Genomic DNA, 24,714 nt, shown 5'->3' with positions numbered 1-24,714 from the left:
GGCCACACTCGTGGCGCGGGGCCACACTCCTGGCGCGGGCCACACTTCTGGCGCGGGCTACTCCAGTTCCGCCAGCACCTGGGTCTCGACGGCCGACGCCAGGTCCGCCACCGTCGGGTTGTCGAAGAGCGTGCGGGCCGGCAGATCGACGGCGAACACCTCACGGACCCGGGAGATCACCTGAATGCTGAGGATCGAATCCCCGCCCAGATCAAAGAAGTTGTCGAGGACTCCGACGCTCTCAAGACCCAGCACCTCGGCCCAGATCCCGGCCACCAGTTCCTCGCCCGGGTCGCGCGGGGCAAGGCCCTCGGTGCCCTCCCCCGCCATCTCCTCCGGCGAGGGCAGCGCACGGCGGTCGACCTTGCCGTTCGGGGTGAGCGGGAAGACATCCAGGACGAGCACGGCGGCCGGGACCATATACGCGGGCAGCGAGCGGCCGACGAAGCTCTTCACCTCGTCCGGCTCGGGCACCGGCGCACCGGCCTCGGGCACCACGTACGCCACCAGCCGTTTGCTGCCCGGGATGTCCTCCCGCGCCAGCACCAGCGCCTGGGCGACGCCCGGATACCCGGCGGCGGCCGACTCGATCTCGCCGAGTTCGATGCGCTGTCCGCGGATCTTGACCTGGAAATCGGTACGGGAGACGAAGTCGAGGTTCCCGTCGGGCAGCCAGCGCACCAGGTCACCCGAACGGTACATACGTGAGCCGGGAGGACCGAACGGGTCGGCGACGAAGCGCTCGGCGGTGATCCGGGGCCGGTTCACATAGCCGCGCGCCATCCCGTCGCCGGACAGATACAGCTCACCTGCCACCCCTGGCGGCACCGGCCGCAGCGCGGCGTCCAGTACGTACACACCGGTGCCGGCGATGGGGGTGCCGATCGGCATCGGGCCGCTGCCCGCGTAGTTGTCGTTGACGACGAAGAGCGAGGTGAAGACGGTGCCCTCGGTCGGCCCGTAGCCGTTGATCACGCGGACACCGGGCAGTTCCTCGACCACCTTCACGCAGTGTGACGGCGAGAGGGTGTCGCCGCCCGACATGATCAGCCGCAGCCCCGCGAAGACCCGCACATCGCTGTCCACGATCTCGTGGAACAGTCCGGCGGTGATCCAGATCGCGGTCACACCACGGGAGTGCAGGAACGCACCGGTCTCTGCCGCGGACATTACGCGGGTGGGGCTGACCGCCAGCGCGGCGCCGTTGAGCAGGGCGCTCCAGATCTCCAGTGTGCCGGCGTCGAAGGAGACGGTGGCCAGCTGGCCGACGACATCGCGTTCGGTCATCGCCAGCTTGGGGTCGCGGGCGACCCGCAGCACACCGCGGTGCGGGAGTACGGCGCCCTTGGGCCGGCCGGTGGAGCCGGAGGTGTAGATGACATGCGCGAGGTTGTCGGGCCGTACGGGCACCTCCGGGGCATGGCCCGGCCGGGCCGCGACGGCGGCGCGCTCGGCCGCGTCGTCCAGGAGCAGGACGCGCGCGTCGGTGGGCGGCAGGGCCCCGGCACAGGCGCTGTCCGTGACCACGAGCCCGGCTCCGGAGTCGGAGACCATGAAGGCCAGTCGGTCGGCCGGGTACTCCGGGTCCAGTGGTACGTACGCCCCGCCGGCCTTGAGCACCGCCAGCAGCGCGACGAACAGTTCGGCGCGGCGGCCGAGGCACACGCCGACGCGGGAGTCGGGCCGTACCCCTCGCTCGATGAGGTGATGGGCGAGGCGATTGGCGCGGGCGTCCAGTTCAGCGTAGGAGACCCGCTCGTCGCCGACGATCAGCGCGGTGTTGCCGGGGACCCTAGCCACCTGCTCGGCGAAGATCTCGGTGAGGGTGTGCCCGCCGTCGCCAGGGGCTCCGCGGCCCCAGGTCCGCAGGATCTCGTTCCGCTTGCCGGGGGTGACGAGGCCGAGTCCGGCGATCTTCTCGTCCGTGACCTCGACGAGGCTCCGCGCGTGCAGGGTGAGCTGGTCGCGCAGCCCCTCGACGGTGGTGCGGTCGAAGACGTCGGGGTCGAAGAGCAGGATCAGTACGAGCCGCTTGCCGGTGAACGCGGCCAGGTTCAGGGGGTAGTTGGTCGCCTCGACCGAGCCGACCTCGCTGACGCTCAGGCCGTGCCGGTCGGCCGCGTCGGTGTCGACCGGATAGTTCTCGAAGATGACCAGGCTGTCGAACAACGCCTGATTCGGGCCGAGTTCGCTGAGTGCCTGGACGCGGTTGAGGGGGAGATGGTCGTGGCGGCGGGCTTCGACCTGCTCGCGCTGCAACCCCTGCAACCACTCCACCACCGGACGATCCGGATCCAACCGGACCCGCACAGGGAGGGAATTGATGAACAACCCCACCATGTCCTCGGCACCATCGAGATCAGTGGGCCGGCCCGAGGTCGTCGCGCCGAACACCACATCACCCTGACCACTACGGCCCGAAAGCAGCAGCGCCCACAAACCCTGCACCACAGCATTGACGGTCAGCCGATGCCGCCGCGCAAACGAAAAGAGCTGACCGGACAGTTCCTCCGACAACTCCACCTCCACCCGCTCCGAAGAACGAGCCTGACCGGCATGAACAGCCGGCCGGTCATACGGCAACACCACCGGCGCATCAAAACCCGCCAGACCAGCGCGCCAGAACTCCTCCGCCACCCCCACATCACGCCCCGCCATCCACCGCGCCTGAACACCCAGCCCACGACCACCCGACACCACCGGCAACACCACACCATCCCGCCGCGCCGCATAGTCATCCAGGACGAGGGAGAGGACCCGGGCGACGCTCCAGCCGTCGAGCAGGATGTGGTGGAAGGTGAACAGCACACGGATACGGCCCTCGCCGAGCCGGGCCAGGGTCAGCCGGGCCAGCGGCACCTGCCGCAGGTCGAGACCGCGCTTGTGGTCGGCGACCAGCAGCGCTTCCCAGCGGGCCTCCTGCTCCGTCAGGAGGCAGTCGCGCCAGTCCAGGATCTCGACGGGCAGACGCACATCCCGGTGCACCACCTGCACCGGCTCCGGCACGCCCTCCCACACCACCCCGATCCGCAGCGCCTGTATCTCATCGACCATGCGCTGCCAGGACGCGGCGAAGCGGTCGACGTCGGGGACGCCGTCGACCACGTACATCAGCTGCTCGAAGTAGGCCGGCCTGTCCGCCTCGGCGAGTGCGTGGAAGAGCATCCCGGACTGCAACGGCATCAACGGCAGCACGTCCTCGACACCACGCCCGTCACCGACCGCCGCATCGAGAGCGGCCTGATCCAGCGGGGACAGCGGGAAGTCCGACGGCGTGCAGCCACCCGCACCCGGCAGCTCGCAGTGTGCGAGGAAGTCCTCCAACCCGGTGATGAATGCGGCTGCCAGAGACTCCATCGTCTCGTCGGGGAACACACCGGACGCCCAGACGAAGTCGACCAGCAGCCGGCCGTCCGCGACCCGGGATGTCACGTCGAGAGCGTGGTCACGACCGGCGAGCAGACCGGCGCTGTCCTGGATGAACCCGACTTCCTGGAGGGGCCCTTGGGGCGCTGAGCCTGTCGCGCCGCCGGAAGCGGTGTCGAACTGGCCGAGGTAGTTGAAGCTGACCTGTGGGTGGATCTCGGGGACGGAGCGGCGCAGATGGCGCAGCGCGCCATAGCCGAGACCGCGTCCGGGCACCGAACGCAGCCGCTCCTTGGCCGATTTGACGAGCATGTCCCAGGCGGCGGCTGCCTCGCTCACGTCGTCTTCGGGGCGAGGGGCCGGCTCCGTGGTGGAGATCAGCTCCAGGGGGAAGACGGTGGTGAACCAGCCCACGGTCCCGGACAGGTCGACGCCCGGGAAGATCTCCTCCCTGCCGTGCCCCTCGACGTCCACGAGGACCCGGTCCTGGCCGGTCCACCGGCCGAGGACGCGGGCGAGCACGGCGAGCAGTACCTCGTTGACGCGCGTGCGGTACACCGAGGGAACCTTGTGCAGGAGCCGACGCGTGGCCTCGGGCGACAGCTCGGCGGAGGCGGTGGTCAGCTCCGTGGGGTTGGTGAGTTCCCTGGATTCGGTGGGATCCGTGGGTTCGGTGAGCTCCGTGGGTCCCGGCAGTTCGGTGGGGACGTCCTGGCCGACCCGGCTCCAGTACTCCAGCTCGGCGTCGAAACCACCCGCCTCCACATGCGACCGCAACCGCGAAGCCCACTCCTGGAACGACGCCGAACGCGGCCCCAGATCCACCACCACACCGGACACCAACTGCCCATACGCCAGCGCCAGATCCTCCAGCAACACCCGCCACGACACGCCGTCGACCACGGCGTGGTGGACCAGCAGCACCAGCCGGTCGCCGTCCCCGCCGAGTCCGAAGGTCAGCGCGCGGAGCAGTGGCCCCTCGGTGAGATCCAGTGTGTCGCGGGCCACGTCCGTGAGCCGGTCCATCTCGGCCTGCCGCTCGCCGGAGGGGACATGGGCGAGGTCGGTGTATGCGGTGTACGTGTGGGGCGCGTACGTGTGGGGCGCGTACGTGTGGGGCGCGTCGGCGACGTACTGCGTCCATACGCCGGCCTCGTCGCGTACGAAGCGCAGCCGCAGCGCGTCATGGTGAGCCACCAGGGCGGCCACCGCTCCCGCGAGCGCGTCGAGGTCCGTGCCGGGCGCGAGCGTGGCGGACATCGACATGTCGAAGCGGTGCGAGGGGCCGGCCGGGGCCGCGAAGAACCACTCCTGGATGGGCGTGAGACGTACCGGACCCTCGACATGCTCGACGGACTTGACGGGCCCGGCCGTGTCCGGCGGCCCGTCCGCCGCGGCCAACCGGCTCAGGTGCTCGGCCAGGGCACGTACCGACTGGCGGTCGAACACGTCCTTGGGCGAGATGCCCAGCCCGGCCGCGCGAGCCTGGGAGACGACCTGGATGCTGAGGATGGAATCCCCGCCCAGATCGAAGAAGTTGTCCTCGACACCGACCCGTTCAAGACCGAGCACCCGCGCCCAGATCCCGGTCAGGATCTCCTCCGTCGCGGAACGCGGAGCCACATACCCGGCCTCTTCCATTCCGGAGGACTCGGGACTGGGCAGCGCCTTGCGGTCGACCTTGCCGTTCGGCATCAGCGGCAACGCGTCCAGCATCACAAAGGCGGACGGCACCATGTATTCCGGCAGCACACCCCCCAGGAACTCCCGCACACCAGCGGCCGTCGGAGCCGCCCCCGCTACGGGAACGACGTACGCGACCAGCCGCTTCGCACTTCCGCCGCTCTGTACAGGCAGGGCGAGCGCCACCGCCTGTGCGATCTCGGGATGGCCGACGAGCGCCGACTCCACCTCACCCAGCTCGATACGGAAACCTCGCACCTTCACCTGATCGTCCGACCGGCCCACAAACTCCAGCACACCGTCGCTCGACCACCGCACCACATCACCGGTCCGGTACATCCGCGCACCCGGCACACCAAACGGATCCGCCACAAACCGCTCCGCCGTCAACCCGCGCAGACCCACATACCCCTGCGCCACACCCTCACCACCGACGAACAACTCCCCCGCCACACCCACCGGCACCGGACGCAACCACCCGTCCAGCACATACACACGAGCATTGGCGACCGGACGCCCGATCGGCGGGACTCGCTCGGCGGCCACGGACAGGGCATCGCTCAGGGTCACCGCGACGCTGGCCTCGGTTGGTCCGTACGCGTTGACCATCCGCCGACCCGGCGCCCAACGCGCCACCAGATCAGCACCCACCGCCTCCGCACCCACCATCAACGACCGCAACTCCGGCAACTTCACCGCAGGAAGCGTCGACAAAAGGGCGGGGACGAGGAACGCATGATTCACCCGATGGCGCTCCAGCAGCGCCACCAGATCCTCCGCCGACACCACGCCTGCGGGTGACACGACCAACGTGCCGCCCAGACCCAACCCCGCCAGCACCTCAAGAACCGACGCGTCAAAACTCGGCGACGCCGTCTGCAACACCCGATCCCCAGGCCGCACCCCAAACCCCTCAGCCAACCCCGCCACAAACGCACTCAACCCACCACTCGAAACCTCCACACCCTTCGGCACACCCGTCGAACCCGACGTATAAATCACATACGCCGGCTGCCCCAAATCCACCGGCACCCCAGGAAGAACCGAAGACAACCCCGCCAACACCTCACCCAGAGCGCTCACTTCCAGGACACGCACTCCACTGTCAGCGGGCACGACCTCACCGAGAGACGACTCGGCGAGCACCAGCACCGCCCCGGAATCGGCCAGCATGTGCGCGAACCGGTCCGCGGGGAACTTCGGATCCAGGGGTACGTACACACCGCCCGCGTGCAGTACGGCCTGCATGGCGACGAGCCACTCCACGCCTCGCTCCATCGCCACCGCGACCCGCTGCCCCGGCCGCACCCCCTCACCGATCAGGAAGTGCGCCAGCCGCGCCGCCCGCGCGTACAACTCCGCGTAGGTCAGCGTCACTTCGTCAGTGACCACTGCGGGCAGGTCAGGGGTCCGATCGAGCTGAGCACGGAAGATGCCCGCCAGTGTCAGCCGCTCGGGCCGCTCCTCGCCCCGGCCCCACTCCTCCAGAACCCGGTGTCGCTCGCCGCCGCCGAGGAGGTCCAGCCGCGCGAGTGTGCGCCCGGCGGGCGCGTCGGCGACGGTGCCCGTGTGCCGGACGAGGTCGCCGCGCAGGCTCTCGATGGTGGTGCGGTCGAAGACGTCCGGGTCGTACGCGAGGGTGAACGTCAGTCGGTCGCCGCTGTGGACGATCAGATTGAGCGGGTAGTTGGTGGCCTGGTCGACCGCGATCTCGCTGATCCCCAGGCCCTGCCGGGCGGCGCCATCGGTGTCGACGGGGGCGTTCTCGAAGACCACCAGACTGTCGAACAACGCCTGATTCGGGCCGAGTTCGCTGAGTGCCTGGACGCGGTTGAGGGGGAGATGGTCGTGGCGGCGGGCCTCGACCTGCTCGCGCTGCAACCCCTGCAACCACTCCACCACCGGACGATCCGGATCCAACCGGACCCGCACAGGAAGGGAATTGATGAACAACCCCACCATGTCCTCGGCACCATCGAGATCAGTGGGCCGGCCCGAGGTCGTCGCGCCGAACACCACATCACCCTGACCACTACGGCCCGAAAGCAGCAGCGCCCACAAACCCTGCACCACAGCATTGACGGTCAGCCGATGCCGCCGCGCAAACGAAAAGAGCTGACCGGACAGTTCCTCCGACAACTCCACCTCCACCCGCTCCGAAGAACGAGCCTGACCGGCATGAACAGCCGGCCGGTCATACGGCAACACCACCGGCGCATCAAAACCCGCCAGACCAGCGCGCCAGAACTCCTCCGCCACCCCCACATCACGCCCCGCCATCCACCGCGCCTGAACACCCAGCCCACGACCACCCGACACCACCGGCAACACCACACCATCCCGCCGCGCCGCATAGTCATCCAGCACCAGAGCCAGCACACGCGCCAGACTCCAGCCGTCCAGCAGGATGTGGTGGAAGGTGAACAGCACACGGATACGGTCGTCCGTGAGCCGGGCCAGGGTCAGCCGGGCGAGGGGAACGGAACTCAGGTCCAGGCCGCGCCCCCGGTCAGTGGCGACACGGTTCGTCCAGCGTGAGGCGTGCTCGGACGCCGGGGCGGTGCGCCAGTCCAGGATCTCGACGGGCAGACGTACGTCCCGGTGCACCACCTGCACCGGCTCCGGCACGCCCTCCCACACCACCCCGATCCGCAGCGCCTGCACCTCGTCGACCACCCGCTGCCAGGACGCGGCGAACCGGTCGGCGTCGGACACACCGTCGACGGCGAACATCAGCTGCTCGAAGTACGCGCTGGAGCCGTCCGAGCCACCCGCGCTCCCCGAGCCGTCCTGGGCGAGGGCGTGGAAGAGCATCCCGGACTGCAACGGCATCAACGGCAGCACGTCCTCGACACCACGCCCGTCACCGACCGCCGCGTCAAGACCCGCCTGATCCAGCGGGGACAGCGGGAAGTCCGACGGCGTGCAGCCACCCGCACCCGGCAGCTCACCGTGTGCCAGAAGGCTGTCCAGCTCCTCGGTGAATCCGGACGCCAGTTCCTCCATCGTCTCGTCGGAGAACACACCGGCCGTCCGGACCAGGTGCACGACCAGGCGTCCGTCGACCACCCGGGCCGCGACATCCAGGGCGTGGGCCCGTGGCCCGAGCGGACCGTGCTGCCGGCCCGCGGCGTCCGGCTCCGTCACGTGGTAGAGCGCGTTCCCGGCGGGCGAGGCATCGACATCCATCGGGCCGAGGCAGCTGTAGCCGACCTGCGGACGGACCGTTCTCCCGAGGTCGGCCGCCGCGGAGTCGGGGTCCCCGAGGTAGCGCAGGGCACCGTAGCCATGCCCATGGCCGGGCACCGCACGCAGCCGCTCTTTCGCGGACTTGACCAGTACGCCCCACTCGGTGTCGCCCGCCCCATAACCCGCGTCGGAGGCTCCGGACGCCAGCTCCAGCTCCAGCTCCAGGGGGAAGACCGTGCTGAACCAGCCCACCGTCCGCGACACATCGACGCCCCGGAACAGGTCCTCCCGGCCCGCTCGCTCGACGTCCACAACCACCCGGTCCTGGCGAGTCCACCGGCCCAGTACGCGGCCGAGCACCGCGAGCAGCACCTCGTCCGGACCGGTCCGGTACACCGACGCGACGTGCTGGAAGAGCTTCCGCGTCGACTCGGCCGACAGCTCCACCGATGTGACCAGCCCCTGGTGCGAGGCGTCGGGGGCGGGCGCGCCCTGGCCCGGCAGTTCGGTGGGGACATCCTGGCCGACCCGGCTCCAGTACTCCAGCTCCGCGTCGAAACCACCCGCCTCCACATGCGACCGCAACCGCGAAGCCCACTCCTGGAACGACGCCGAACGCGGCCCCAGATCCACCACCGCACCGGACACCAACTGCCCATACGCCAGCGCCAGATCCTCCAGCAACACCCGCCACGACGCCTCGTCCGCCACCAGATGGTGTGCGACAACCACCAACTGGTCCCCGGCTGAGCCGAGTTCGAAGAGCGCGAAGCGGATCAGCGGTCCGCCCGCCAGATCGAAGCCCGTCCGCAGGGCCTCGACGGCATCGTCCATGGCCGCTCGCGCGGCCGGTGCCGCGAGCGCCGAGAGATCGTGACGGTCGAGGGTGACGGACCGGTCCTCGGCGAGGTTACGCTGCCGCCAGCCGGCGCCGGTCCGTTCGTAGCGCAGTCGCAGGGCATCGTGGTGGGCCACCAGAGCGGTCACCGCACCCGCCAGCGCTGCCGGGTCGGTACCGGCACGCAGGCCGAGCCGTACGGCGGTGCTGAGCAGCTGCGGGTCCTTGCGGTGGGTGCGGAAGAACCAGCGCTGGATGGGGGTGAGTACCACAGGGCCCTCCACGGGCGGTCGGTCCCGGCCGGCGGAGTCGTCCGCATCGGCACTGGTCAGCGCGGCGGCGAGGGCCGCCACGGTCTGCCGTACGAACAGGTCCTGCACGGCGAGCGCGATACCCGCGGCGCGGCCCTGGGAGACGACCTGGATGCTGAGGATGGAATCCCCGCCCAGATCGAAGAAGTTGTCCTCGACACCGACCCGTTCAAGGCCGAGCACCCGCGCCCAGACACCGGTCAGGATCTCCTCCGTCGCGGAACGCGGAGCCACATACCCGGCGTCCTGGGCGCGGGTGGGCTCCGGACTGGGCAGCGCCTTGCGGTCGACCTTGCCGTTCGGCATCAGAGGCAACGCGTCCAGCGTCACAAAGGCGGACGGCACCATGTATTCCGGCAGCACACCCCCCAGGAACTCCCGCACACCAGCGGCCGTCGGAGCCGCCCCCGCTACGGGAACGACGTACGCGACCAGCCGCTTCGCGCTCCCCCGGCCCCGCACGGCCAGTACCACCGCCTGTGCGATCTCGGGATGGCCGACGAGCGCCGACTCCACCTCACCCAACTCGATACGGAAACCCCGCACCTTCACCTGATCATCCGACCGGCCCACAAACTCCAGCACACCGTCGCTCGACCACCGCACCACATCACCGGTCCGGTACATCCGCGCACCCGGCACACCAAACGGATCCGCCACAAACCGCTCCGCCGTCAACCCGCGCAGACCCACATACCCCTGCGCCACACCCTCACCACCGACGAACAACTCCCCCGCCACACCCACCGGCACCGGACGCAACCACCCATCCAGCACATACACACGAGCATGGGCAACCGGCCGCCCGATCGGCGGAATCCCCACCGCCGTCTCCGACAACCCGCCACTGAACGTCACCGCGACGCTGGCCTCGGTCGGTCCGTACGCGTTGACCATCCGCCGACCCGGCGCCCAACGCGCCACCAGATCAGCACCCACCGCCTCCGCACCCACCATCAACGACCGCAACTCCGGCAACTCCACCGCAGGCAAAGCAGCCAACAGAGCAGGCACAAGAAACGCATGATTCACCCGATAGCGCTCCAGCAGCCCCACCAGATCCTCCGCCGACACCACACCAGCCGGAGCAACCACCAACGTGCCGCCCAGACCCAACCCCGCCAGCACCTCAAGAACCGACGCGTCAAAACTCGGCGACGCCGTCTGCAACACCCGATCCCCAGGCCGCACCCCAAACCCCTCAGCCAACCCCGCCACAAACGCACTCAACCCACCACTCGAAACCTCCACACCCTTCGGCACACCCGTCGAACCCGACGTATAAATCACATACGCCGGCTGCCCCAAATCCACCGACACCCCAGGAAGAACCGAAGACAACCCCGCCAACACCCCACCCAGAGAACCCACTTCCAGCACCCGGATCCCACCGTCAACGGGCATGGCGGACTCATCGAGAGACGACTCGGCCAGCACCAGCACCGCCCCGGAATCGGCCAGCATGTGCGCGAACCGCTCCGCGGGGAACTTCGGATCCAGGGGTACGTACACACCGCCCGCATGCACCACACCCAACAGCGCGACGAGCCACTCCACGCCTCGCTCCATCGCCACCGCGACCCGCTGCCCCGGCCGCACCCCCTCACCGATCAGGAAGTGCGCCAGCCGCGCCGCCCGCCCGTACAACTCCGCGTACGTCAGCGTCACTTCACCGCACATCACCGCCGGCACGTCCGGAGTCCGTTCCAGCTGAGCGCGGAAGATTCCGCCCAGTGTCAGCCGCTCCACCGCCGCCTCGCCCCGGCCCCACTCCTCCAGCAGCTTCCTGGTCTCCTCCGCATCCAGCGTGCGGGCCTCAGCCATCGGACGGTCCGGAGCGGCGACCAGCTCGCCCAGCAGCGTGCGGAGGGTGTGGGTGAGGCGGTCCACGGTGGTGGGGTCGAAGAGGTCGGTGCTGTACTCGACGGAGCCCGTGAGGCCGCCGTCGGCGTTGTGCCAGAACTCCAGCGTGACGTCGAACAGCGCTGCCTCACGAGGGAGTTCGACCGTCGTGGCGTCAATGCCCGGCAGTTCGGGAACCCCCGCCGGGGCGTTCTGAAGAACAAGCATGACGTGAATGAGCGGGGGCCGGCTCGGGTCCCGTTCAGGAAGTACGGCGTCCACGACCCGGTCGAACGGCACCAGCGCGTGATCCAGCGCCTGCCGCACACTCTCCCGCGCGCGGTCGGTGAACTGCGCGAAGGTCAGGGCCTCGTCCACCTCCGCGCGCAGCACCAGCGTATCGACGAAGAAGCCGACAAGATCGGCGAGTTCGGCCCGGTCCCGGCCCGAGCCCGCTGTGCCGAGCACGATGTCACGCTGGCCCGACCAACGGGCCAGCAGCAGCTGGGTGGCGGCGGCGAGCGGCGCGAAGAGGGTCGTGCCTTGCGCCCGGCCGACGGCGGTGAGTCCCCAGACGGTCTCGGCCGGCACATCGAACAGCCGTCGTGCGCCGGCCGAGGTACGGACGGCTGGGCGCGGCCGGTCGGTAGGCAGCTCCAGCGGCGTGGCCCCGGCCAGCTCCCGCTTCCAGTGGGCGAGCTGTTCATCCACCACCGGTTCACCCAGCCGGTGGCGCTGCCAAGTGGCGAAGTCCGCGTACTGCACGGGGAGTTCAGGAAGTCCGGCAGCCGCAAGCACAGCATCTGGACCAGGACCAGAACCAGGACCAGAACCAGAACCAGGACCAGCATCAACCCCCACACCCGCGCCCGCACCCGCACGCGCACCCGCACCCGCAGACCGCACCGTAAGAGCAGCCGCGTACAACGCGCCCAGCTCCCGCCCGATCACCTCCATCGACCAGGCGTCGGCGGCGATATGGTGCGCGGTGAGCACGAGCAGGTGATCGTCGGGCGCGGTCCGCACCAGCAGCGCGCGCAGTACGAGTCCGGACCCGAGGTCGAAGGGCGCGGACACCTCTGCGCGCAGTACCTCGTCGAGCCGCCCCTCGTGGTCGCCTCCCGAGAGATCGGTGACCGGCAGCGGCACCGGCGCCGGGTCCCCGATGATCTGGAGCACCTGCCCGTCGGCCTCGGCGTATGTGGTACGCAGCGGCTCGTGCCGGGCGACGAGCGCGGTCAGCGCGGCGGCGAGCGCGTCGGTCCGCAGCACGCCGGTGAGCCGCAGTCCGGTGGCGCAGTTGTACGCGGCCCCGCCCGGTTCGTACGCGTCCAGGAACCACAGCCGCTGTTGCGCGGACGAGGCCACCAGCGCACCGCTCCGGTCGGCGCGGGCGATCGGCGCGGCGGCTCCCGCCTCCCGGCCACCGCCGCTCTCCGTCAGCCCGGCCGCGTAGCCGGCGTACGCGGCGATGGTCGGGTGGTCGAAGAGCGCGGTGGACGCGGGGGTGAGGCCGAGCCGTCGCTCGACCTGGAAGGCCATCCGCAGACCGGAGATGGAGTCGCCGCCGATGGCGAAGAAGTCGTCCGTCACACCGATCGGCGTCCGCCCGAGCACGTCTTCCCAGATCTCGGCGAGCTCCGATTCCAGTGCGGTGCGCGGTGGAGCGTACGGGACGGACTCGGCCCGGTCCGCGCCACCGACGTGATCGCCGGGCGCGGGCAGCGCCCGGCGGTCCACCTTGCCGTTGGGTGTCAGTGGCAGCCGCCGCATGGCGATATAGGCGGTCGGCACCATATGCACGGGCAGCCGGCCCGACACGTGCCGGCGCAGATCCACGGCGCCCGGGTCCGTCTCGGGGCGCACCGGTACGTAGTGGGCGACGAGTTGGTCCGTACCGGCGTTCTCCACGAGCGTGACCACCGACTGAAGGACCGCCTCATGTTCGGTCAGTACGGCCTCGATCTCGCCCAACTCGACGCGCAGACCACGGATCTTGACCTGACCGTCGGCGCGGCCGATGAACTCGTGCTCACCCCCCGGCAGCAGTCTCACGAGGTCGCCGGTGCGGTACATCCGGGATCCCGGTGGGCCGTACGGGTCCGCGACGAAGCGTTCGGCGGTGAGTCCGGGGCGGTTGACGTACCCGCGTGCCAGTCCGTCGCCCGCGATGCACAGTTCGCCCGTCCCGCCTTCGGGCACGGGACGCAGCTTCTCGTCCAGCACCATCACTCGGGCGCCGTCGATGGCCCGGCCGATACCGGGCGACACGGTGAGGTCGGCGGGCAGTGGCCCGTTGAGGGTGACGGTGACGGTCGCCTCGGTGGGGCCGTACATATTGATCATCCGCCGGCCGTCGGCCCAGCGGGCGACCAGTTCCGGCGAGCAGCTCTCGCCGCCGGTGGCCAGCGCCCGCAGGTGTGGCAGCTCGATCGGTGGTGCCACGGTGGCGAGCACGGACGGCGGCATCATGGTGTGGGTGACGGCCGCGTCGGCGAGCAGTGCTCCCAGCGCTTCACCGACGGCCTGGGTGGGGCTCTCGGGCAGGATCAGTGTGGCGCCCGCGTACCAGGTCTGTGCCAGGTCGGCGATGGAGACGTCGAAGTTGGGCGAGGCGAACTGGAGCACGCGGCTGTCCTCGTCGATGGCCAGCGCTGTCACATGTGCGAGGGCGAGGTTCCCGAGGCCGCGGTGGGTGACGGCCACGCCCTTGGGGGTGCCGCTGGAGCCGGAGGTGAACAGGATGTACGCGGTGTTGTCCAGGTGTGTGGTGACCTCCGGCGCGGTGTCGGGGCCGTCCGGGACCACCCCCACCAGGCTCTCCAGTGCCAGGGTGCCGGGAGCGTTGTCCGGCCGCGCGCCCGGACCGCTGTCGCTGATCACCAGCTCGATGCCGGCGTCCTCGACCATGAACGACAGCCGCTCGGCGGGGTAGTTGGGGTCGAGTGGTACGTACGCCCCGCCCGCCTTGAGGACGGCGAGCAGCGCGACGATCAGCTCGGGGCCGCGCCGCAGGCAGACGCCCACTCGCGTCTCGGGGCGCACGCCCCGGGCGGCGAGGCGGTGCGCGAGCCGGTTGGCGCGCCGTTCGACCTCGGCGTAGCTGAGCCGGACCGTGCCCCACTCGACGGCGGTGTGTTCGGGTCGGCGCGCCGCCCGGCTCTCGAACAGCCCGTGCAGCGTGCGGTCACCGGCGGTCCGGCGGCCGTGCGTAAGGGAGTTGCTGTCTGAGTTCATTGTCGAGACCCCATGGAACGCCGAGAGAGGGAGGGTGGCCTGTGCCGCGTGCGGAATGCCGATCCGAAAGTGACGAACACCCAAAGCACCTGTTCCATCACGCTGTGTGATGTCATGGCGCGTGCGTGACCGCCAGACGCGCTCCGGTTCCGCGCGCATCTGCTCTGCTGCGTGTGTTCGCCCCGCCTGGTTGACCCGCCGTGGCCGGCCGCTCCGCGCGGCCGGGCACGGCGGTGGTCAGTGTGGTTGTGCCGCGACCGGCTGGCGCAGCAGCGTACGGCCGCTGTACTGGAGGACGCGTACGTCCCCGGTGGTCGCGTCCTTGAGGAATCTGCCGAGGAACACGCCCGCGTCCCCCGGCCTGCTGGAGAAGACCAGATCGCTGTGGGAAGCGGCGGAGTCCCGTGCGCCGTTGGGGAGTTCCAGCAGTATGTTGCGGTCGTCGAGGCTGACCGTCACGGCGAGGTCGCCGTTGCGGTAGGTGCCCGCGCAGTCCGCGAATCCCGCCGTGGATCCGGGGGACGGCGGCACCACGCTGTAGACGCCGACGGGGAAGCCCGCGGACCGCAGTTCGCCGAGCACCGCCTCCCACAGCCCTTGTCCGGAGGCCGAGTTGGTCGTCAGCGCGACCACGGTCCCCTGTTTCGGATGGATGCGCAGATGGCAGGTGGTGCCGTCCAGCGTTCCGTCGTGGCCGAGCCAGCGGTCCTCCGCCGGGCCGAAGTGGCCCAGGCCCAGACCCCAGCCGTCGGCCAGTCCGAAGGGCTCCGCACCGGCGACCGGCCTGGCCATCTCGCGCAGCGCGTCGGAGTCGGCCACGGCGTCCCTGTCCAGGTCACCGGGGTCGTCCAGATGCAGTTGGGCGAAGCGGACGAGGTCGGCGGCGCTGCCGGCCAGCCCGCCCGCCGGGGTGAAGCCCGGGTCGGCGGAGCAGTGCACGGAGTGCACCACGCGGTCGCCGCCGGGGGTGGTGTGTGCGGTGTGTCCGGACACCGCACACACCGGCTCGCCGTCCTGCGGGGTGCCGGGCAGCAGGCCGATGCCGGTGCCGAGTGGTGCCAGCAGGTAGTCGCGTACGGCCTGCCACCAGGTCAGTCCGGTGGCGGCCTCGACGACGCGGCCGGCGATTCCGTAGCCGACGTTGGAGTAGGAGAAGGAGCCGGGGGCGGGCCAGTGCGCGGGCGCGTCCGACGGGCCGGTGGCCAGGAAGCCGGTCAGCCAGCGGCGCAGCGAGGTGGCGTCCTCGTCGTCGTGGTCGGAAGGCAACCCGGCCGTATGGCTGAGGAGTTGACGGAGCGTGGCGTCGAGGCCGGGATGGTTTCCGGCGAGGCCCCGTTCATCGAGCCAGGTGCGCACCGGAAGGTTCAGGTCGAGGTCGCCGTCGGAGACCAGCTGGAGTACGGAGGCCGCGGTCAGCGCCTTGGTGGCGGAGCCGTAGGGGAAGGCGGAGTCACGGTGCACGGGGCGTCCGCCGCCGTACTCCTCCTCGCCGAACTCCCAGGTGTGCAGGGTGCCTTGGTGGTACACCGCCAGCTGTCCGCCGACCACTCCGTGCTCGTCGCCCAGGCTGCCCAGACAGCCGAGGCGGTCGAGGGGAAGGCTGAAGGGAGCGCCACTGACCTTCTCTTCCGCGATGATCCCCAACACTGCGAACAAGCTCCTTCTTCACTGTGCGAAGTCCGGCGTGTACCGCTCGGCACGGCGGCCGACCGCTTCAGCTGCGCGCAGTCGACCGCACGAAAAGGATTCTTCAGCAGAGGTGAAGGCTCGAACAAGGATTTAAGTGCTGTTGTAAACACCCAGCCCAGAGGCCTGATCACGAAGACTTCCGGGGGCTGTGTGCGGCCTCCCGAAGGGTCCCGGGCGGCCTCCGGACCCTCTCGGCCCCGGGCGGCCTCCGGGCCCCCTCCGGTCCACGGCGTGTCAGCCTCGGCCGACGCTTGTCGGCGGCCGTTTGCGCAACACGGATTTCAGCGGCAGCACGTACCCCGCTCCGGCGGTGACGACCACGGCCAGCACGATCAGTCCTGCCTGGATCGGCGGGAGGTAGGGCCAGGATCCGGTCATCGCGAGACTGAAGGCGACCAGCGGGACGAGCGCGGTCACCGTGCCCACCACCAGCCCCACGAGCATCACGGTCATCGCCTCGATCCTGAGCATCCAGCAGATCTGCCGCCGGCCCGCGCCCACCAGCCGCAGCAGGATCACTTCCTGGCGGCGGCCGACCATGATGAGCACCAGCGTGCTGAGCACGGCGATGATCGTGAAGCCGCCGATCACACTCACCGCGACGACGGAGATGACCTGGCCGACGCCGCGGTCCTCCGTCTGGAGGTGCTCGCCCTTCGGCTGCTCCGCGACCGTCGCCCCGGGAGCGGCGCCCGTCAGCACGCGCTGGACCGCCGCCTTCACGTCCTGGGCGGCGGCTCCGGGCGCCAGGCTCAGCAGGACGCGTGTGTTCAGCGGCGCGGCCAGGTGCGGGGCCAGTTCGGCGGGGGCGAACAGGAAGTCGCCGAGCGCCAGGGACCGTTCGTACACCGCGGCCACGGTCAGCGCCACGTTCGCGCCGTCGCCGTAGCGCACCGTGACCTTGGAGCCGATGTCCAGGTCCAGCGCCCGCGCGCGCTCCTCCCCCACCGCGACGGTGCCCGCGCGCAGGTCGCCGAGATCGCCCGAGGTCACCTTCGGGTCGATGGTGGCGGGCAGCGCCGAGGGATCGAGGGCCATCACCGGCAGCCGGTCCAGCCTCGGCTCCCCGGCTTCCTTGCGGGCCAGTACGACCGTACTGTGCAGCACCCCGGAGGCCGCCGCCACACCTGGCACCTCCTTGACGCGGCGCACCGTCCCCTCCGGGATGCCCGGCCCGTCCGTGGTGACGGCCAACTCCGCCCGCATGGCCTGGCCGGCCTGTCTGCCGCCCTGCGTGTCGAGGGTCGCGCCGGCCGAGAGCTGGACCCCGGCGAAGGCCACCACGAGCACGATCGGGGTGATCGCGGCGCCCAGCCGACGGGAGTTGGCCCGGGACGCGGCGGCGGCGAGATAGCCGCCCGCGCCGCCCAGCCGCTCCGCGGGCACGCCGAGCACCCGCATGGCGCTCCGCGCGATCCAGGGCCCGAGCAGCGCGCACGCGATGACCAGGGACACGGCCGCGCTGCTGGCCGCCATCGCGGCCAGTTCGCCGAACTGGAGCACCGCGGTGCCGGCCGCGCCGAACCCCAGCACCAGCACCACAACGCCGGTGACGCCCCGGCCGCGGCTGAACTGTTCCGCGTCGCTCTGGGCCTCGCCCATCGCCTGCGCGGGGCGCACCTTCGCGATCCGGCGGCAGGCGATCGCGGCGGCGATCCTGGCCACCAGCACCGTCAGCGCGCCGGTGACCAGCGGGGCCGCGTACATCCAGAAGGGGGTGGGCAGTTCGAGCCCGACCGGCACCGCGCCGCGCGTCCGCAGCATCTTGATCAGCGCCAGGAACACCGGTACCGCACCGAACGCGCCGGCCACGGCGGCGGTCGCGGCCACCACATTGACCTCCCGGCTGACCATGGCGCGCAGTTGCCGCGGGGTCGCGCCCACCGCGCGCAGCAGCGCCATCTCCCGGGAGCGCTGGTGGATCGCCTGGGCGACCGTGCTGGAGACGACGAGCAGGGCGATCAGCACGACGAGCGAGCAGACCGAGCCGAGCAGCGCCAGCAGACTCATCCGGCTCGGGGCGGATGTGACGAACTCCGGTTCGCCCCGGCCGTTTCCGGTCAGTACGCGCAGGGAGGTGTTGTCGTCCTTGTAGCGCGTGTCGGCGGCGGCGCTGCGGGCGGGCTCCGCACCGTCCAGCGCTTCCCGCAGCCGGGAATGGAGGGTGCCGGCGCCGACGCCGGGGTCGGCGAGTACGCCGATGGCGTCGGTGGTCTCCGGGTGGCCGGCGAGGAGGCGGGCCCGCTCGTCGCTGAAGAAGACGGCCCCCTGGTTGCCGAGCCCGCTGTCGTCCGCCCGCCCCTCGGGCGCCGCGACGCCGGAGACGCGGTACGTGTCGGGCGCGCCCGTGGACTGGAGCCGTACCTCGTCGCCGACGCGGACACCGGCCCGTGCGGCGAGGTCACCGTCCAGGACGACCTGTTCCGGTCCTGCCGGGGCCCGGCCGTCGCGGAGTGTGAACGGCGCGAGCGCGGCGGCGTGCCAGGTGTGTCCGTAGACCGGGGAGGCGCCGGAGTCGCTGTCCGGGCCGGCCACGAGCGAGCCGTCCGCGCGGGTCAGCGCGACCGGGAAGGTGTCGTCGGCGATGGCCGCCCGTACGCCGGGGACGGCCTCGATCCGGGGCAGCACCGAGCGCGGCACCCGCACCCGCTCGGTGAGCGCCGCCGTCTGCGTCTGGGGCTTGGATCCCCAGGGCTTGGCGGTGAAGCGCGTCTCCTGGTCGCCCGCGACGACCGCCGCGGCGGCGCCGTAGCGCTCCACGCTCGCGTGGCCGAGGGCGGCGGAGAGTACGGCGAGACCGAAGCTGCCGAGCACGAGCGAGGTGAGCAGCAGGGCCGCGAACACCGCCGTCCACGCCTTGGTGTGGGTCCGCATCGAGCGGGCGGCGAGGAAGCGGGCGATACGGCGGGTGCGGGACGGGCTGTCGTGGTGCCGGGCCGTCGTGTCCGGGCCGGCCGGCCGCGCCGGGTCGGCGCCGGGGAGCGTACGGGATCCGAGCGGCACGCCCCTCACCCTTCCCTGAGCTCGGTCAGCATCCGCGTCACGGCGTCCGCGTCGGGGTTGGGCAGCCGGCCGACGATCCGCCCCGCCTCGATGAAGAGGGCCTCGTCCGTCCAGGACGCGGCGTGCGCGTCATGGGTGACCATCACGACGGTGTGCCCCTGCCGGTCCACCGCGTCGCGCAGGAGGACGAGCACGTCCCGCGCGGTGACCGGGTCGAGCGCGCCGGTCGGCTCGTCCGCGAAGATCACGGCGGGGTCGGTGACCAGCGCGCGGGCGATGGCGACCCGCTGCTGCTGGCCGCCGGAGAGCCGCAGTGGCGAGTCCTCGGCGCGGTCGGCGAGCCCGACCGACTCCAGTACCTGGAGGGCGCGTTCGCGTACGGCGGGGCTGTCGGGGCGTTCGCCGGCCAGCAGCAGGGGCAGCGAGGTGTTCTCCCGGACGCTGAGCGAGGGCACCAGATTGAGTGCCTGGAACACGAAGCCGATCCGCTCCCGGCGCAGCCTGGTGAGCGCGGCCTCGCTGAGCCGCGACAGATCGATGTCTCCGAGCCGGACCGTGCCGGACGTGGGCTGGTCGAGGCCGGCGCAGCACTGGAGGAAGGTCGTCTTGCCGGATCCGGAGCGGCCCATGACCGCCAGGAACGTGCCGCGCCCGACGGTCACGCTGACACCGTCCAGGGCGTTCACATGGGTGCCGTTGCGCCGGTAGCGGCGCGTGACGGAGTCCAGTGTCAGCGCCGCCGCCGGGCCGGGGGCGGCACTGTTCGAGGCCCCCTGGGTGCCACTTCTCGCCGTGGCACGTTTCCCCGTGCGAAGCCTGACCATGTGTGTGCGCCTTCCAGGCTGTACGGCCGAGGTGCGGCCGGGTCCGTGCCAGCCGGCCCCACCGCCCCGCCGGATGGCTTGTTCGTCCTGGTGAGAACGGTACGGAGCGGTCGGCTCCGGCACGATGGAGCGCACACCCGTCCTGGGGTTCAGCCTGCGTCACCCCGGCTGGGGTGACGGACGTACCTCGCCGACGGCCGATTCCCACTACCGTGATCAGCGGGGTCCGTCGTCCACCGGACGCCACGCCCGTTCCGCCCCGGACGACCGTCCTGCCCCCAGGGAGCCGCCGTGCGTGACTTCGCCACTCAACTCCAGCGTTCCTGGCATGACACGTACTATCTGGTGCTCGCCCTGCCCGTGGCCTCCATGTGCTTCCTGATGGCCGCCGCCGTACCGCTGGGGCTGGTCTTCATGGCGCTCATCATCGGCGCTCCCGCCTGGCCCGATCTCGTGCGATTACTCCGCAGACTGGCCGGATACGAGCGGGTGCGGGCCGGTACACGGCTCCGTGCGCCGGTCGCCGAGCAGTATCTGCCGCTCGACGGCGTGCCCGCGGACCGGCTGCGGCTGTCGCTGACGGACCCCGGCACCTGGCGCGACGCGCGCTGGCTGCCGTTACAGATCATCATCACCCTGCTGTTCTGCGCGGTGGCCATCCTGGTGTGGGTGGTCGGTCTGGTGGTGGACGGGCTCAACATGGGGGTGGGCGGCGCGGTCGCCCGGCGCCGCGAGGACACGTACGGTACGCCCGCCAAGCCCCGTACCCCGCTGGTGCTGCACCGGCTCGGCACGCTCGCCGACACCCAGGCCGCGTGGAGCGCGGCGCTGCTGCGTCCGAAGCCGTCGGCCCGGCTGGTGGACCGGATCGCGGAGCTGTCGGAGAGCAGGGCGGGCGCGGTGGAGGCACACAGCGCGGAACTGCGCCGTATCGAGAGGGACTTGCACGACGGCGTACAGGCGCAGCTGGTGGCGCTGTCGATGCGGATCGGGCTGGCCAAGCAGCTGGTGCGGACGAATCCGGACGCGGCGCTGGCCCGGCTGGACGAGGCGCAGTCGGGCGTGGAGTCCACGCTGGCGGATCTGCGGCATGTGGTGCGTACGGTGCATCCGCCGGTGCTGACCGACCGTGGACTGGCCGGTGCGGTCCGCGCGTTGGCGGCGTCCTCGGAGATCCCGGTGGAGATGGGCCTCGGCTCGGTCGAGAACTCCTTCCGGCTGCCCGCCGCGGTCGAGGCGGCGGCGTACTTCGTGGTGGCCGAGGGGCTGACCAATATCCGGAAGCATTCCCGGGCCACCCAGGCGTCGGTGCGCTTCACCCGGGGCAACGGCATACTGAGGGTCATCGTGGCCGACAACGGCCGCGGTGGCGCCGACGAGCACGAGGGCAGTGGGCTGATCGGCATCCGCCGGCGCGTCGCCGCGCTCGATGGCACGGCGAGCCTGTCCAGCCCACGCGGTGGGCCGACCAAGCTGAAAGTGGAGCTTCCTTGCGGATCGTGATCGCGGAGGACAACGCCCTCTTACGTGAGGGCATGGTCCTGCTGCTGACCAGCAACGGCCATGACGTGGTGGCGACGTGCGCCGCCGGTCCCGAGGTGATGCCGGCGCTGCGCGAGCACCGGCCGGACGCGGCGGTGCTGGACGTACGGCTGCCGCCGACCTTCCGCGACGAGGGGCTGCGCGCGGCGGTACAGGCCCGGAGCGAACTCCCCGACCTGCCGATCCTGGTGCTCTCCCAGTACGTCGAACAGACGTACGCGGCCGAGCTGTTGGCCCAGGGCGCGCGCGGCATCGGCTATCTGCTCAAGGACCGGGTCGGGCGGGTGGAGCAGTTCCTGGAGGCGCTGGAGCGCATCACCACCGGCGGAACGGCCCTCGACCCCGAGGTGGTCACCGAGATCCTCAGCCAGAAGGCCGCCGCACGGCCGTTGCAGGCGCTGACGCCGCGTGAGCACGAGGTGCTGGAGATGATGGCGCAGGGGCTCGCCAACGGGGCCATCGCGGAGCGGCTGGTCATCACCGAACGGGCGGTCAGCAAACACATCCGTGGGGTCTTCGACAAGCTCGGACTGCCGCCCGAGGGCGGAACCGTCCACCGCCGCGTGCTGGCCGTACTGGCCTATCTGGGCAATAACGCGCCGGAGAGCTCCGCATAGCGCTTCGGGCAGCGGAAAACCCCGGGCCATCCGGAGACGGGGGAGACTCCGGAGGCCCGGGGCGGGGATTCCACACTGCCACGACGGGGGAATGAACAGCCGTGGGAATCCCGGCTTCTGGGGTGCATGCTCGTTTCTCGGTCGCCATGCTTCAGTCGCCGTGCTTCAGCGGCCGTGCTTCACTGGCCGTACTTGAGTCGCCGTATTCCGGTCGCCGCATCTGTGCCGCCGCACATCGGCCGTCGCGTATCAGCCGAACGAGATGCAGGTGTTGCGGATAATTTTGATCCGCTTGGTGGTCTCCGAGACGATTTCGCCGACCGAGTCGGGATCACGGCCGCCGGGAGAGACGCTGCGTAATTCCTTCGCGGCCTCACGGAGCTTCTCGTCGTCGGTGTCCTCGGCCAGCTGTGCGATCTCGTCGGCGAGATCCTTGAGTTCCTTCTCCGCGGCCTCCGGGTCCTTCGAATCCGAGAAGTTCGCGGACTTGGCGAGGATCTTCTCGCACGCGTCTCCACGGCTCTTGGCGTTCTCCGGCCCCTCGCAGGCGGCCATACCGAGCATCGCCGGTACGACGACGAGGGCGGCGAGCAGCGCCCTGACGGCGGTCCGCCGTGGCCCCTGCCCCGGCCGCCGCGCGTCGGGGTCACGACCGGCGTGCGTGCCGCCGATGGCTGTCCTCTGGGCTGTGTCCGCCATGGAAGTGCTCCCACTCGTGCCCGTCGTATCGCGGTCGAGCCGCGCCGTCTGCCTCCATCGTCGCGGGCCACCGGGGTTCAGGTCAGTACACCGCGTACCCGGACCGGGGTGGCACCTGCACCACCATCGCGGGTTCAGCGCGCCGCGCCGGCGCCCTGACACCCGTCCCCAGCACGGCAGTTACGTCCAGGCTTAAAGGTCTGCCGGACGCCGCGCGGCGGTGAGACCATGCCGCCATGTCCCGCTCCCGCCCCCATCCCGACCTCCGGCGAAGGTGACGTACCGTGCCTCAGAACCGACCTTCCGCACCCCGGCGCGCACCACGCTGGGTGGTGTCCAGACCGCCACGGCCCGCGGCGGACATACGGCTGTTCTGCTTCCCTTACGCGGGCGGCGGCTCCAGCGTCTTCCGTTCCTGGGCAGGGCACTTGGACGAGAGCGTGGAGGTCTGTCCGGTGCTGCTCCCCGGCCGGGAGGAGCGGTTCAGCGAGCCTCCGCACACCCGGGTGACGGATCTGGTGCCGCTGCTGGCCGACCGGCTGGCCGGCTGGTTCGACAAGCCGTTCGCGTTCTTCGGCCACAGCATGGGCGGGGAGATCGCGTTCGCGCTCGCCGAGTATCTGTGCGCGCGGGGGGAGGTGCGCCCCGGACATGTCCTCGTCTCGGGATGTGTGCCGGTTCCGGGCCCCGTTCAGCGGCATACGCTGCCCGATCCCGAACTGCTGGCGGAGATACGGGAGATGAACGGGGCTCCGGCGGAGTTCCTGAACAACCCCGAGCTGATCGAGCTGATGCTGCCCACACTGCGGGCGGACTTCACCCTGGCGGAGACCGGTCTGCCGGATCCCGCCGCGGTGCTGCCGGTGCCGCTGACCGCGTTCGCGGGCACGGACGATCCGGAGGCGGGTCCGCGAGAGGTCAAGGCGTGGTCGCGGCACGCCGGAGGGGCGTTCGAGCTGTACGAGCTGGCGGGCGACCACTTCTTCCTGCATGACGCGGGCCCGCTGCTGGACATCGTCGGACGGGTGCTCAGCTCAGGCTCGGGGCCTCACCGCTCCGGCCGGAGCGCTCCAGACAGTCGCTGATCATGTCGGGGCCCGCCCCGGCGACCAGATCGACCACGCCCCCGTCCCGCAGGAACACCACGGCGTCGGCGCGCGCGGCCACCGCCGGCGCCGAGGTCGACATCACCGCCGCGACGCCATGCCCCTTCACCGCCCGGCGCAGCGCCGCGCCGGACTCCTCCGACGCCTCGTCGGCGAGCAGCAGACGCGCCCCGAGCGCGACCGCCGCCGCGACGGAGCCCGTCCCTCCGGGCCCGTCCACCCAGGACACCAGCGGTCCGTCCCGGTCCCCGCTCACGGGGCCGCGGCGCACCACCCCGGAGGACGGCTGGATCTCGCCGGAAAGACACTTCAGCAGCGTGGTCTTACCGGGGCTGCCCTCGCCCATTACCGCGAGAAACACCCCACCTCTCACGGCCAGGCTGACATTCCTCAGGGCGTAAACGGCCCGGGGTCTCGTGCCGTACATCATCGTGACATTTTCGAGGGCGACAACTTCGGACACGCGCTCGATCGATTGGCTCGAATCCACGTGCATCATCGAAACTCTCCCCTTTATCGCGCTGTCACGGCGAAATGAATCCGCACCCCGCACCTGTCCGCCGGCGCATCAGACGCGGCAAAGATACCGATACCGAGCAACGCGGAACAGGGGGGTCCACAAGTGAATTGAGGGTACAGCTGCCTCACCCGAGAACGTAGTGCGGGCACCCGCGACGGCGCGAAGCAGTCGAATTGCCCGCGCTATCGGCCACGCGCCATTCCCCGCTCAACCTTTCGGCCCGCATGACGCGTCCCAGAAAAGCCCCC

9 protein-coding genes are annotated in these 24,714 nt (G+C 70.8%); 3 read left to right on the top strand and 6 right to left on the bottom strand.

What is annotated here, in order from left to right:
- Nucleotides 1-57: 57 nt before the first annotated feature.
- From ACFRKB_RS19970 to ACFRKB_RS19955, 4 genes are all read right to left on the bottom strand, one after another.
- Nucleotides 58-14,466, bottom strand: coding sequence for an amino acid adenylation domain-containing protein (locus tag ACFRKB_RS19970; protein ID WP_383107385.1), 14,409 nt, complete (start codon nt 14,464-14,466; stop codon nt 58-60).
- 237 nt (nt 14,467-14,703) lie between these two features.
- Complete coding sequence (locus ACFRKB_RS19965) at nt 14,704-16,113, bottom strand: serine hydrolase domain-containing protein (RefSeq protein WP_383107635.1); 1,410 nt, start codon at nt 16,111-16,113, stop codon at nt 14,704-14,706.
- Between the two features lie 276 nt (nt 16,114-16,389).
- A complete protein-coding gene (locus tag ACFRKB_RS19960; RefSeq protein WP_383107384.1) occupies nt 16,390-19,158 on the bottom strand; it encodes an ABC transporter permease in 2,769 nt (922 codons plus the stop codon).
- Nucleotides 19,159-19,163: 5 nt separating this feature from the next.
- Nucleotides 19,164-19,982 carry an ABC transporter ATP-binding protein gene (locus ACFRKB_RS19955; RefSeq protein ID WP_383107383.1) on the bottom strand — a complete coding sequence of 273 codons (819 nt, stop codon included), beginning with the start codon at nt 19,980-19,982 and terminating at the stop codon, nt 19,164-19,166.
- Between the two features lie 291 nt (nt 19,983-20,273).
- Here ACFRKB_RS19955 and ACFRKB_RS19950 point away from each other — a divergent pair, with 291 nt between their 5' ends.
- Both ACFRKB_RS19950 and ACFRKB_RS19945 read left to right on the top strand, forming a co-directional pair.
- Nucleotides 20,274-21,485 (top strand): sensor histidine kinase, encoded by a 1,212-nt coding sequence (locus tag ACFRKB_RS19950; protein ID WP_383107381.1) that lies wholly within the window; start codon nt 20,274-20,276, stop codon nt 21,483-21,485.
- On the top strand, nt 21,473-22,141 hold the full coding sequence (locus ACFRKB_RS19945) for a response regulator transcription factor (RefSeq protein WP_383107380.1): 669 nt from the start codon (nt 21,473-21,475) through the stop codon (nt 22,139-22,141). Before ACFRKB_RS19950 ends, ACFRKB_RS19945 begins: the two co-directional genes overlap by 13 nt.
- Before the next feature lie 249 nt (nt 22,142-22,390).
- Here ACFRKB_RS19945 and ACFRKB_RS19940 read toward each other — a convergent pair whose 3' ends face one another.
- Complete coding sequence (locus tag ACFRKB_RS19940; RefSeq protein ID WP_383107378.1) at nt 22,391-22,840, bottom strand: SPX domain-containing protein; 450 nt, start codon at nt 22,838-22,840, stop codon at nt 22,391-22,393.
- Between the two features lie 332 nt (nt 22,841-23,172).
- Here ACFRKB_RS19940 and ACFRKB_RS19935 point away from each other — a divergent pair, with 332 nt between their 5' ends.
- Complete coding sequence (locus ACFRKB_RS19935; RefSeq protein WP_383107377.1) at nt 23,173-23,925, top strand: thioesterase II family protein; 753 nt, start codon at nt 23,173-23,175, stop codon at nt 23,923-23,925.
- Here ACFRKB_RS19935 and ACFRKB_RS19930 read toward each other — a convergent pair.
- Complete coding sequence (locus ACFRKB_RS19930; protein WP_383107634.1) at nt 23,870-24,373, bottom strand: ATP-binding cassette domain-containing protein; 504 nt, start codon at nt 24,371-24,373, stop codon at nt 23,870-23,872. The genes ACFRKB_RS19935 and ACFRKB_RS19930 overlap by 56 nt on opposite strands.
- Nucleotides 24,374-24,714 lie beyond the last annotated feature (341 nt).

Origin of the sequence: Streptomyces scopuliridis (genome assembly GCF_042790125.1) — a bacterium.
GTDB classification, from domain to species: Bacteria; Actinomycetota; Actinomycetes; order Streptomycetales; family Streptomycetaceae; genus Streptomyces; species Streptomyces scopuliridis_A.
This window is presented reverse-complemented; position numbering and strand designations above follow the sequence as displayed.

What these genes read in the sequence shown, in the direction of transcription:
- ACFRKB_RS19970 (WP_383107385.1), bottom strand. Translation starts at nt 14,466, where the DNA reads ATGAACTCAGACAGCAACTCCCTTACGCACGGCCGCCGGACCGCCGGT.
- ACFRKB_RS19955 (WP_383107383.1), bottom strand. Translation starts at nt 19,982, where the DNA reads ATGGTCAGGCTTCGCACGGGGAAACGTGCCACGGCGAGAAGTGGCACC.
- ACFRKB_RS19940 (WP_383107378.1), bottom strand. Translation starts at nt 22,840, where the DNA reads ATGGCGGACACAGCCCAGAGGACAGCCATCGGCGGCACGCACGCCGGT.
- ACFRKB_RS19930 (WP_383107634.1), bottom strand. Translation starts at nt 24,373, where the DNA reads ATGTACGGCACGAGACCCCGGGCCGTTTACGCCCTGAGGAATGTCAGC.